At 61.6% G+C, this 11,843-nt stretch carries 12 protein-coding genes; 6 read left to right on the top strand and 6 right to left on the bottom strand.

Annotation, left to right across the window (positions count from 1 at the left end; translation table 11 throughout):
- Positions 1–239: 239 nt before the first annotated feature.
- On the top strand, positions 240–1,559 hold the full coding sequence (locus F8N49_RS19705; RefSeq protein ID WP_024014128.1) for an MFS transporter: 1,320 nt from the start codon (positions 240–242) through the stop codon (positions 1,557–1,559).
- 135 nt (positions 1,560–1,694) lie between these two features.
- Positions 1,695–2,324, top strand: coding sequence for a flavin reductase family protein (locus F8N49_RS19700; protein ID WP_071173402.1), 630 nt, complete (start codon positions 1,695–1,697; stop codon positions 2,322–2,324).
- Here F8N49_RS19700 and F8N49_RS19695 read toward each other — a convergent pair whose 3' ends face one another.
- The gene (locus tag F8N49_RS19695) at positions 2,325–2,567 is read right to left on the bottom strand and encodes a hypothetical protein (RefSeq protein WP_041479831.1); all 243 of its coding nucleotides are present in this window, start codon (positions 2,565–2,567) and stop codon (positions 2,325–2,327) included.
- A gap of 43 nt (positions 2,568–2,610) precedes the next feature.
- Positions 2,611–2,964: a putative quinol monooxygenase gene (locus tag F8N49_RS19690; protein ID WP_016773446.1), complete on the bottom strand. Its 354-nt coding sequence runs from the start codon at positions 2,962–2,964 to the stop codon at positions 2,611–2,613.
- A 395-nt stretch (positions 2,965–3,359) separates the two neighbouring features.
- On the opposite strand from F8N49_RS19690, the gene F8N49_RS19685 reads away from it, so the two are divergent.
- On the top strand, positions 3,360–4,289 hold the full coding sequence (locus F8N49_RS19685; RefSeq protein WP_151552207.1) for an AraC family transcriptional regulator: 930 nt from the start codon (positions 3,360–3,362) through the stop codon (positions 4,287–4,289).
- A 247-nt stretch (positions 4,290–4,536) separates the two neighbouring features.
- On the opposite strand, the gene F8N49_RS19680 is transcribed toward F8N49_RS19685, so the two are convergent.
- A complete protein-coding gene (locus F8N49_RS19680) occupies positions 4,537–5,985 on the bottom strand; it encodes an aldehyde dehydrogenase family protein (RefSeq protein ID WP_178117026.1) in 1,449 nt (482 codons plus the stop codon).
- Entirely contained in the window at positions 5,985–7,622 is a 1,638-nt protein-coding gene (locus tag F8N49_RS19675; RefSeq protein WP_151552205.1) for a 5-guanidino-2-oxopentanoate decarboxylase, read from the bottom strand. Before F8N49_RS19675 ends, F8N49_RS19680 begins: the two co-directional genes overlap by 1 nt.
- Before the next feature lie 218 nt (positions 7,623–7,840).
- Here F8N49_RS19675 and F8N49_RS19670 point away from each other — a divergent pair, with 218 nt between their 5' ends.
- A complete protein-coding gene (locus tag F8N49_RS19670; RefSeq protein WP_151552203.1) occupies positions 7,841–8,722 on the top strand; it encodes a LysR substrate-binding domain-containing protein in 882 nt (293 codons plus the stop codon).
- Positions 8,723–8,916: 194 nt separating this feature from the next.
- Here the strand turns inward: F8N49_RS19670 and F8N49_RS19665 are convergent, their stop codons facing one another.
- Both F8N49_RS19665 and F8N49_RS19660 read right to left on the bottom strand, forming a co-directional pair.
- Complete coding sequence (locus tag F8N49_RS19665; protein WP_122752228.1) at positions 8,917–9,531, bottom strand: NAD(P)-dependent oxidoreductase; 615 nt, start codon at positions 9,529–9,531, stop codon at positions 8,917–8,919.
- Between the two features lie 45 nt (positions 9,532–9,576).
- Entirely contained in the window at positions 9,577–10,455 is an 879-nt protein-coding gene (locus F8N49_RS19660) for an MBL fold metallo-hydrolase (protein ID WP_073471915.1), read from the bottom strand.
- A gap of 113 nt (positions 10,456–10,568) precedes the next feature.
- Here F8N49_RS19660 and F8N49_RS19655 point away from each other — a divergent pair, with 113 nt between their 5' ends.
- Entirely contained in the window at positions 10,569–11,474 is a 906-nt protein-coding gene (locus F8N49_RS19655; protein WP_218574877.1) for a LysR family transcriptional regulator, read from the top strand.
- Between the two features lie 130 nt (positions 11,475–11,604).
- Positions 11,605–11,781: a hypothetical protein gene (locus tag F8N49_RS27940; protein ID WP_016773438.1), complete on the top strand. Its 177-nt coding sequence runs from the start codon at positions 11,605–11,607 to the stop codon at positions 11,779–11,781.
- Positions 11,782–11,843: the final 62 nt, after the last annotated feature.

The raw sequence follows: 11,843 nt of genomic DNA, 5'->3' as shown, positions 1-11,843 counted from the left end.
GAGAACACCTCGGTCAGTCCCCTCTCCCTCTGGGAGAGGGCTAGGGTGAGGGGCTTTTGATCTTCACGCGGTAAGCGGAAATCCGCTCACTCAGCCCAATCAGTCGGCACAAATCCGCTCACTCCTCCCCGCCACCCCCTCTAAACCGGCCCCTCACCCCTTGGCACACCTCCTGCTATAGCCCTGGCAGGCTGCGTTCCGACGCGCTCCACAAAAACAATTAAACGAAGGATCCTTCAATGGATAACTCCAACGCCCTGCCCCTTGGGTCGGCTGCCGTGCCGGCCAAACCGAGAACCACCGCCAGCCGGATCAAATCGATCTTCAGCGGCTCTGTCGGCAACATGGTCGAGTGGTACGACTGGTATGTGTATGCCGCCTTCTCCCTGTACTTCGCCAAGACCTTTTTCCCCGCCGGTTCCACCACCGCGCAACTGATGAACACCGCTGCGATCTTCGCCGTGGGCTTCCTGATGCGTCCGATTGGTGGCTGGCTGATGGGCATGTACGCCGACAAGGTCGGGCGCAAGAAAGCGCTGATGGCCTCGGTGTACCTGATGTGCTTCGGCTCGCTGCTGATCGCCCTGAGCCCGAACTATGAAACCATCGGCATCGGCGCGCCGATCCTCTTGGTATTCGCCCGCCTGCTGCAAGGCCTGTCGGTCGGTGGCGAGTACGGCACCTCGGCGACTTACCTGTCCGAGATGGCGACCAAGGAACGTCGCGGCTTCTTCTCCAGCTTCCAGTACGTGACCCTGATCTCCGGCCAGCTCATCGCCCTCGGCGTCTTGATCGTGCTGCAAAACATGCTGACCACCGAACAGCTCTACGCGTGGGGCTGGCGTATCCCGTTCGCCATCGGCGCGCTCTGCGCAGTGGTAGCGCTGTACCTGCGTCGCGGCATGGAAGAGACCGAATCGTTCACCAAGAAAGAGAAGTCCAAGGAAAGCGCGATGCGCACCTTGATGCGCCACCCGAAAGAGCTGTTGACCGTGGTCGGCCTGACCATGGGCGGCACCCTGGCGTTCTACACCTACACCACCTACATGCAGAAGTATCTGGTGAACACGGTCGGCATGAGCATCTCCGACTCGACCACCATTTCCGCCGCCACGCTGTTCCTGTTCATGTGCCTGCAACCGATCATCGGTGGCCTGTCGGACAAGATCGGTCGTCGCCCGATCCTGATCGCCTTCGGTGTGCTCGGTACGATCTTCACCGTGCCGATCCTGATGACCCTGCACACCATCCAGACCTGGTGGGGCGCGTTCTTCCTGATCATGGCAGCGCTGATCATCGTCAGCGGCTACACCTCGATCAATGCGGTGGTCAAAGCCGAATTGTTCCCGACCGAAATCCGCGCCCTGGGCGTTGGCCTGCCGTACGCACTGACCGTGTCGATCTTCGGCGGCACTGCCGAATACATCGCGCTGTGGTTCAAGAGCATCGGCATGGAAACCGGTTACTACTGGTACGTCACGGCGTGCATTGCCGTGTCGCTGCTGGTGTACATCACCATGAAAGATACCCAGAAGCATTCGCGGATCGTCACTGACTGATCGCACCGCATCGCTGGCAGGCCACAAAATCTGTGTCCTGCCACGAACCCTACGGGGTCTCGCGTCTGGCTGGAAATATGCGCTGGGTCCTTGCACTATGGCTGCATCCGAATGCAGCTCAGGAATCCGCTCCCCATGCCCGATGACATCCACTTCTACGAACCCGCCAACGGCCACGGCCTGCCTCACGATCCGTTCAACGCCATCGTCGGCCCGCGCCCCATCGGCTGGATTTCCTCGCAGGATGCCGAAGGCCGGCTCAATCTCGCGCCATACAGTTTCTTCAACGCCTTCAACTACGTGCCGCCGATCATTGGTTTTTCCAGTGTCGGGCGCAAAGACAGTCTGAACAACATCGAGCAGACCGGTGAGTTCGTCTGGAACCTCGCCACGCGCCCGTTGGCCGAGCAGATGAACCAGAGCTGCGCGATGGTCGCGCCTGAGGTCAACGAGTTTGAACTGGCAGGGCTGACGACCGTGGCGTCAAAGGTGATTTCGGTGCCACGGGTCGCCGAAAGCCCGGTGTCCTTCGAGTGCAAGGTTACGCAGATCATCCAGCTGCAACGCGCCGATGGCGAAACCGTGCCGAGCTGGCTGATCCTCGGCGAGGTGGTTGCGGTGCACATCGCCAAATGGCTGCTGAAGGACGGCATCTACGACACCGCCGCCGCACAACCGATTTTGCGCGGCGGCGGGCCGGCGGATTATTTCCAGCTGGGGCCTGAGGCGCTGTTCAAAATGTGGCGCCCGGGCGCACAGAAGTAATTACCAGATCAGCTCGGCGTCGTCAGTGACGCCCTTGAGCTTGTCCAGCTCGTTGATGGCTGCGTCATCGGCAGCAATGGCGCCGGGGAACACTTGCTCATTGAGCAACTTGTGAAAGCGTGGGGCGCCGCCATCGACCAGGGCCTTGACCGCGATGGCCGCGTAATAACCCTTGTTGCCGCCCAACTCGACGGGGACGACTGCGGAGACTGCTTCGAAGCGTTCAAACTCTTTACGTGCCATGTCGCGGATCCTGGCTCAATCAAATAAGCCGGACATTAAACCCTCAACCGGCGAGTTTGTGTATCGGCGCAGCGCATTGACCGAGGGCCTGCGCGGCGGATACGTCCCTGAAGGTGTGGAAGTCGAGGCTGTTGACCACCAGGTCCTGCACCAGCTCGGCGAAGACTTCCATCGACGGACTGTTGAAATACGTCGTCATCATCTGTTGGCTGCTCCAGTAGCCGCTGACCAGCCACAGGTCGGCGTCGCACTGCGATTGTTGCAGGGAAAAACTCAGGCAGCCGGGCGCCGCGCGCGAGACCTCGATCAACGCGCTCAGGCGCACACCGAGTTCCGCCGAACGCCCGGCCTGGGCACGAACGAAGGCCATATGACTGACAGGCATTTGCTTGGACATGATCAACCCTCCATGAAATCGCGTGGCAGCCGGGGGACGGGCTGCGACTGAAGCAAAGATTAAGGGCCGGGCCGGCTGCGCCGTTAGTCGATTCCTGCCTTCGCGTTGCACAATCCTGCGAGACTGCGCAGACGACCTGTAACAACCTGTAAACACGCGCAACACGTCTGTCATACGGGTTTTGTGTAGGAGCTGCCGAAGGCTGCGATCTTTGGCTTTTGCCTTGAAGATCAACGATCGCAGCCTTCGGCAGCTCCTACGCAATCGTCTGGCGGGAGACCTGCGTGCACCTGCGGGCAGAATCAGGCAAGCATTTGGCAGAATGTGTCTACCGCTGCTGCTTGCACAAACATATGCTCTGCTGCATTCCCCCTCACTTGCCGAGGATGCCGTGCATGACGTCATTCGATCGTTTTCAAGCCGAACCCAGCGCCGACATGGAAAAGCAGCGCGCGGAGCTGGCGGCGATCATCCGCCGCAACACCAGCGACGATGGCAGCTACCAGACCGCGATCGGTTCGCTGGTGATGTCGCGCCACACCCAGTCCCATGACTTTGCCCCGGTGCTCGCGCAGCCGGCGCTGTGCATCATGGCGCAGGGGCGCAAAGAGGTCCGCCTGGCCGATGAGTTCTTCAACTACGACCCGCTGAATTATCTGGTGGTATCGGTTTCGATGCCGCTCAGCGGGCGCGTGGTCAATGTCTCGCCGGAAGAACCGATCCTCGCCGTGCGCCTCGACATTGACCCGACCGAAATCACCGCGTTGATCGCCGACGCCGGCCCGATGGGCGTGCCGACCCGGCCGACCGGACGTGGTCTGTACGTGGAAAAAATCGACAGCGCCATGCTCGACGCGGTGCTGCGTCTGGCCCGGCTGCTCGACGCGCCGAAAGACATCGCCATGCTCGCGCCGCTGATTCGCCGGGAGATTCTCTATCGCCTGCTGCGCAGCCCACAGGGCCATCGTCTGTATGAGATTGCGATTGCCAACAGTCAGAGCCATCGCATCAGCCAGGCCATCACATGGCTCAACGGCAATTTCGAGCAACCGCTGCGCATCGATGATCTGGCGCGGGAAGTAAACCTCAGCGTGTCGACTCTGCATCATCGTTTCAAGGCGATGACTGCGATGAGTCCGTTGCAGTACCAGAAGCAGCTGCGCCTGCAAGAGGCGCGGCGGCTGATGTTGACTGAAGGGCTGGAAGCGTCGGCGGCGGGGTATCGGGTGGGCTATGAAAGTCCGTCGCAGTTCAGCCGCGAGTACAGCCGACTGTTTGGTGCGCCGCCGTTGCGGGATCTGGCGCGGTTGCGGCTGTCGGTGTGACTCCATAGAAGCCCCTCACCCTAGCCCTCTCCCAGAGGGAGAGGGAACCGATTGGGGGATATTGGAGAGGTTCAGCGACTTGCGATATCGGTGCTGAATCCGGAATCAGCCAAGCCAGGCCAACCCGCCCTTGGATTGATGACATTCAAATCCATAATCGACTCGGTTTTTCAGGTCGACGAAGAAAGCAAGACACCTCGGTCAGCTCCCTCTCCCCCTGGGAGAGGGCTGGGGTGAGGGCAGGCTTCTACACCGCTCGCACGACGTGCTTGATCTCCAAAAACGCCGCCAACCCCCAAGGCCCCAGTTCGCGGCCGACACTGCTCTGCTTGTACCCACCCCATGCCGTCTGCGGGAAGATCACCTGTGGCGCATTGATCCACACCAGCCCCGCCTGCAAGGCGTTGGCCACGCGATCCGCCGTTGCAGCGTCGCGTGTCACCACACTCGCGACCAGGCCGAACTGCGTGTCGTTGGCCAGCGCAATCGCCTCGCTCTCACTGGCGAAACTGCGCACACACACCACCGGGCCGAAAATCTCTTCACGCCATAACGCGCTGTCCAGCGGCACGTCGGTGAACACCGTCGGTTGCAGAAAATAACCGCGCGGCAAATGCGCCGGACGATTGCCGCCGCACACCAACCTCGCCCCGGCGCTCAAACCGCGATCAATATGCCCAAGCACCCGCTGGTACTGCGCCTGATTGACCAGCGCGCCCATCTCCACATCCGCATCAAACGGATCGGCGACTCGAATCGCCTCCGCACGTTTTTGCAGGCGCTGAAGAAATTCATCCATCAATGTCTCGGCGACAAGCACGCGACTGGTGGCCGAGCACATCTGCCCGGCGTTGAAAAACGCCCCACCACAGGCCAGTTCCACCGCCAGCTCCAAATCGGCATCCGCCAACACCAGCAACGACGATTTGCCACCCAGCTCCAGACTCACACCCTTCACGGTTTCAGCAGCGCGTTGCATCACCTGCACGCCAACCGCATTGCTGCCAGTGAAGGAAATTCTGGCGATGCGTGGATCGGCCGACAAAGGCGCGCCCACCGTCAGACCAGTGCCGCAGACCAGATTGAACACGCCGTCGGGCAACCCGGATTCAGCGATGATCGCGGCCAGTTCCAGCTCCGGCAGCGGCGTCACTTCAGAAGGTTTCAGCACCACGCAGCAACCGGCGGCGAGCGCTGGCGCCAGTTTCCACGCGGTGGTGACCATGGGGAAATTCCACGGCACGATCAGCCCGACCACGCCGCAGGGTTCACGCCGCAAGCGTGCGCTGAAATCCTCGCTGGGCAGCGGCACGGTGCTGTCCTGCCCGGCGTCGAAGCCTTCGGCGAGTCCGGCGTAATAGTCGAAAGTGGCGATCACGTCATCGACATCGATGGCCGCTTCGAACTGCGGTTTACCGTTGTTGCTCGACTGCAGGTTCATCAAGTGATCGCGACCGTTGCGCACGCCGTTGGCAATGTTGCGCAGGATCGCAGCGCGTTCGGCGCCGGTGGTTGTCGACCAGTGTTCGAACGCCTCGGTCGCCGCGCTGATCGCCTGGTCGACGGCGTGTTCGTCACCGCCATTGACGGTGGTCAGCAGCGCTTCGGTAGCGGGATTGATCACCCGCAGATGTTCGCCCCCCGCCGACCATTGACCGTTGATGTAGAGTCCGTCGAGTGTGGTTGGAAAACTGATCATTGGGCCACCACCTGCATCCACTGGTTCTGGTCGATTTCAATCAGCGTCGGGCCTTGCCGGTCCGTCGCCTCGCGCAGCGCTGCGCGCAATTCGTCGATGCTGCTGATGGCTTGCGCAGCGCAACCGAGGCCCTTGGCCACGGCGACGAAATCCGGGGTGTAGATGTCCACGCCGACCGGTTCGATGGCGCGGTTGACCATGTACTTTTTGATCTCCTCGTAACCCTGGTTATTCCACAGCAGCACGATCACCGGCACCCGTGCTTCAACGGCGCTGGCCAGTTCCGGCAGGGTGAACTGCAAGCCGCCGTCGCCGATCAGGCACACCACCGGCGGTCGCGCGCCGTTATCGAGTTGGCCGCCGAGCCACGCACCAATCGCCGCCGGCAACGCATAGCCGAGGGTGCCGTAACCGGTGGATGCGTTGAACCAGCGACGCGGACGCCCGGGGTTGAACGTGAGGTTGCCGGTGTACACCGGTTGCGTGGAATCGCCGACGAACACCGCTTCGGGCAATTCGTGCAGCACGGTTTCGAGCAAACGCGTCTGCGCCAGCGTCGGCGCATCCCAGCTCGCGGCCAATTCATCACGCAGACGCGCGGCGCGAACCTGGCCCCAATCATTGCGGCGCTCGGCCAGCGGTTGGTGCGACAAGGCGCTGAGCAATGCTTGCGCGGCGTTGCGCGAATCAGCGACCAGTGCGACGTGCGGCGGGTAGTTGCGCACGGTCTGATCGGCATCGATGTCGATGCGCAACAGCTTGCCGGGAATCTCGAAGCCGCCGGCGAAAGTGACGTCGTAATCGGTCTCGGCCAGCTCGGTGCCGATCGCCAGCACCACGTCGGCTTCAGCGACCAGTGCGCGGGTGGCGACGAGGCTTTGCGTCGAACCGATCAACAATGGATGGCTGGTCGGCAGCATGCCTTTGGCGTTGATGGTCAGCGCCACTGGAGCGTCGAGCAACTCGGCGAGTCGGGTCAGCTGCGGCGCTGCGTCGATAGCACCGCCGCCGGCGAGAATCAGTGGACGTTGCGCCGTGGCGAGCAGTTCGCTCATGCGGGCCACGGCAGCCGGTGCGGCACCGGCGCGATCGATATTCACCGGCAGGCTGGCGAGCAACTCATCGGCCTCTTCCACCAGCACGTCCAACGGTATTTCGATGTGCACCGGACGCGGTCGCCCGGCCTGGAACAGCGCGAAAGCGCGAGCAAGCACCACCGGCAGTTCGGCAGCGGACATCAGCGTGTGCGAGAACGCTGCGACGCCGCCGACCAGTGCGCTCTGGTTCGGCAGTTCATGCAACTTGCCGCGCCCACCGCCCAACTGACTGCGCGACTGCACGCTGGAGATCACCAGCATTGGAATCGAATCGGCGTAAGCCTGGCCCATGGCCGTGGTGATATTGGTCATGCCCGGGCCGGTGATGATGAAGCACACACCGGGTTTGCCGCTGGTGCGCGCGTAGCCGTCAGCCATGAACCCGGCGCCCTGTTCGTGACGTGGCGTGACGTGGTTGATGCTTGAACGCGCGAGGCCTCGGTACAGCTCGACGGTGTGCACACCGGGAATGCCGAACACCTGCTCGACCCCGTAATTCTCCAACAGCTTGACCAGTACTTCGCCGCACGTTGCCATGTTGATTGCCCTTTCATTCACTGAACACTCCCTGTGGGAGCGAGCCTGCTCGCGAATAAGCGGTCCAGCCAACATCCGTGTCGAACCTTGAACCGTCTTCGCGAGCAGGCTCGCTCCCACAGGGTCCGTGGAGTGCCCATTGGAACGGTGCGCAACTGGCAGCAACAATCGATTAAAAGTCATACTAGCCATGTCCCCACGTCATACCTCGGATCGCCATGAAACGCCTGCCACCCCTGCCCGCTCTGCATACGTTCTGGATCACCGCGCAATGCTGCAACTTCACTCGCGCCGCCGAGCAGTTGCACATCACCCAGGGCGCGGTGAGCCGGCAGATCGCCGGGCTCGAAGAACAGCTCGGTTATCCGTTGTTCATTCGTCTGGCCCGAGGTCTGGCGCTGACGGCGGAAGGCCGCGAATGGCTGCCACAAGTGGAGAAGGTTTTCGGGCTGATCAGTGAAGCGACCGAGCAGATCGGTCAGACGCGGCAAACCTTGCAACTCAAGGCCCCAAGCTGCGTGATGCGCTGGCTGCTGCCGCGTCTGCTGCAATGGCAGAAGGAACGCCCGGACTTGCCGGTCAAATTGACGGCGTCGCTGCAACACGGGGTGGACTTTCAGCGCGAGCAATTCGACGCCGCGGTGATCTACGGCCCGCCGCCGGACCATTCGCCAGGCGCGCTGCATCTGTTCGACGAGCAACTGACACCGGTCTGCTCGCCGCAATTGCTCAAGGGTTCGCCGGCGCTGAACTCACCGCAGGATTTGCAAGAGCATCTGTTATTGCACCCGACCCACGACATTCAGGACTGGTCGGTATGGCTTGATGCAGCGGGATTGCGCCTGGACAACCTTGGCAGCGGGCAGCATTTCGAAACGCTGGATCAGGCGATGTCGATGGCCTCGCACGGGACCGGGGTGGCGATCGGAGACTGGTCGCTGATTGGCGATGATCTGGACGCAGGACGGCTGGTGATGCCGTTTGCGTTGAAGGTGAAGACGGGGTTGGCATATTACGTGGTGGTGCCTGCCGCAGCCGAACCCTCGCCGCAACTTGAGGAGCTGATGCTCTGGCTGGTTGAGCAGGCTCATTTGCGCTGAAGCCTCTCCCCTCACCCTAGCCCTCTCCCCAGGGAGAGGGAACTGATTGGGGATACTCAAGAGATTCATCGACCTGACACAGCCACGCCGAATCCACAATCGACACGGTCGTTCAGGTCAATGCGTGACCCAAGACAACTCGGTCGGCTCCCTCTCCCCCGGGAGAGGGCTGGGGTGAGGGGAAAAGGCTTGACTCAATACCCGACCGTATAACGCTGCCGCAGATGCTTCGGCGTCTCCACTTCGTCAATCAGCGCAATCGCATAATCGGCAAAGGTGATCCAGCTGCGCCCTTCGGCACTGACCAACAGATGATCCTTGCCGACGCGATACTGGCCGCTGCGTTCACCCTCGACAAACTCCGCCGACGGCGACAAAAAGGTCCAGTCCAGTTCCTGCTCCTGACGCAACGCATCAAGAAACGCCGCCCCCGCGCCCGCCTCGGCTTTGTATTCAGCCGGGAAACCGGCACTGTCGATCACCCGCGTGTCATCCGGCATCAACAGCGAACCGGCGCCGCCGACTACCAGCAAGCGCTTCACGCCCGCCTGCTTCACCGGTCCGACAATCGCCGAGGCCGGGACGGTGGCGAAGTGCGCTGCGCTGATCACCACATCGTGACCGGTCAGCGCCGCTTGCAACGCCGCCGAATCCAGCACGTCGAGGCTCTTGCTGACGACACCGGCGCGATCACCGACCTTTGAGGTATCGCGGGCAATGGCGGTGATGCTGTGGCCGCGACGCAGGGCTTCTTCCAGCAGTTGGCTACCGGCACGGCCGGTGGCACCAATGATTGCGATCTTGCTCATGACATTCTCCAGTTGGCTTGAAAATGCTGCGTGTTCAGGTTCGGCTTACCACTGCATCTCGCCCTTGGCGACTTTCGCGCTGAGCTCCAGCGAGCTTTCCTCGCCCAGCTGCGGGTAGCGTTTTTTCATCGCTGCGATCAGTGCAGCAGAGTCTTTGGCCTTGGCGGTTTCGGCATCGAAGGCCTTGATGTAATCGGCAGTGAATTTCACGCTGGCCAGCGAGCGGCTGCTGTCACCCAGAAAATGGCCGGGCACCACGGTTTGCGGTTTCAGGCTTTCGATGGTGTGCAGGGTGTACAGCCAGTCGGCGTGGGATTGCGCGGTCTGGGTGTCGGCCATCCACACATGAATGTTCTCGGCGACCACCACGCCCCCGACCACTGCTTTGAGCGACGGGATCCATACGAAGCTGCGATCCGGTTGCTTGCCGTCGAGGCCGATCACCTGCAATTGCTTGCCTTCGAGGGTCAGGCTGTCGCCCTTGAGCACGTCCGGGACGATGGTTTTCGCCGGCACATCGGCGCCCATTTTCGGCCCCCAGTAGGCCAGTTTGCCGTCGACGGTGTGCTTGATGTGATCGACGGTCGGCTGCGAAGCCAGCACTTTTGCCTGCGGAAATGCTTTGGTCAGGGTGTCGAGGCCGAAGTAGTAATCCGGGTCACCGTGGCTGATGTAGATGGTGGTCAACTGTTTGCCACTGGCGCGGATCTTCTCCACCACCTGTTCGGCCTGGGATTTGCCGAATTGCGCATCGACCAGAATCGCTTCTTTCTCACCGCTGACCAGCACCGAGCTGACCGGGAAAATCGCCTGGGTGCCCGGGTTGTAGACATCGAGGCTCAGCTCGGCAGCGGATGCATGGGCGGCAAAGCCGAAAAATGCTGCGGCGAGCAGAACGCGTTTGAAGGGTGTGAAGCCGATCATTTGTTGCTCCGGATTACGAATGCCAGTCTGGCGATGCAACAGAGCTTAGTTGCCAGACTCAGTACAAAAAATGCGATGCTTGGACATAGTTTGTTTCTGAAAGCGGGCAAATCATGGATCGGCTTCAAGCAATGCGGGTATTCGTCACGGTAGTGGACCTGGGCAGCCAGTCGGCGGCGGCCGACCACCTCGACCTGTCGCGGCCGGTGGTATCGCGCTATCTGGCGGAGCTGGAAGACTGGGTCGGTGCGCGGCTGATGCACCGCACCACGCGCAAATTGAGCCTGACCGCCGCCGGCAGTGAAATCCTCCCGCGCTGCCGGCAGATGATCGACCTGTCGCACGACATGCAGGCCGCCGTCAGCGAACCCCATGACGCGCCGCGCGGATTGCTGCGGATCAGCGTCAGCACCTCGTTTGGCCAGGCGCAACTGGCCGATGCGATGGCGGCATACGTCAGGCTTTACCCCGGCGTGAGCATCGATCTGCAGATGCTCGACCGCACGGTGAATCTGGTCGATGAACGCATCGATCTGGCGATTCGCACCAGCAATGATCTTGATCCGAATCTGATCGCCCGGCGCCTGACCGTGTGCCGCTCGGTGGTCTGCGCAGCGCCGGCTTACCTGCTTGAGCATCCGGCGCCGCAAACGGTTGAGGATTTGAGCCGACATAACTGCCTGACCCATTCCTATTTCGGCAAGAGCCTGTGGCATTTCGAGGAGGATGGCGAACCGGTTTCGGTACCGGTGCAGGGCAATATCAGCGCCAACGAGGCCAGCACCCTTCTGCGCGCAACCCTGGCCGGCGCGGGCGTGGCGATGCTGCCGACCTACCAGGCTGGCGTGCATATTCACAGCGGCGAACTGCTGCGTTTGCTGCCACACGCAGAGCCGCGCCAGATGAATATCTACGCGGTGTACGCCTCACGCAAACACATGCCGGCGGCACTGCGCAGCATGCTCGACTTTCTGGTTGAGCGCTTTCCCGAGGCCCCGGCCTGGGATGCCGGCCTGTAAACCCGCTCCGACATGGGCATCAATCACCTGAATGGCCGGCTAAATCCTCAAGCGCACTCGCTGGCAAGTGCGCGCCGCTGACCTATGCTCAAAGTAATACCGCAAGGTAGACGTTCAGAGGTCGAACACCATGAACATCAAAACAAAAAGATACGCCGCCATCTTCATCACCTGCGCCGCCACGCTGGCGCTGTACGGCACCGCTGCCTGGCGGGTCGAGCAGTTGCGCCAGCTGCCGCGCGAGTATGCGAGCTGCAACTATGAGCGGTGTATTCCGCACAATGCCACGCTGAACGCATTGCGCTGATAGACCTGAGCTGGAATGCAACCCTGTGGGAGCGAGCTTGCTCGCGAAAGCGGTGGGTCAGT

Origin of the sequence: Pseudomonas sp. GXM4 (assembly GCF_008923895.1) — a bacterium.
GTDB lineage: Bacteria > Pseudomonadota > Gammaproteobacteria > Pseudomonadales > Pseudomonadaceae > Aquipseudomonas > Aquipseudomonas atacamensis.
This window is presented reverse-complemented; position numbering and strand designations above follow the sequence as displayed.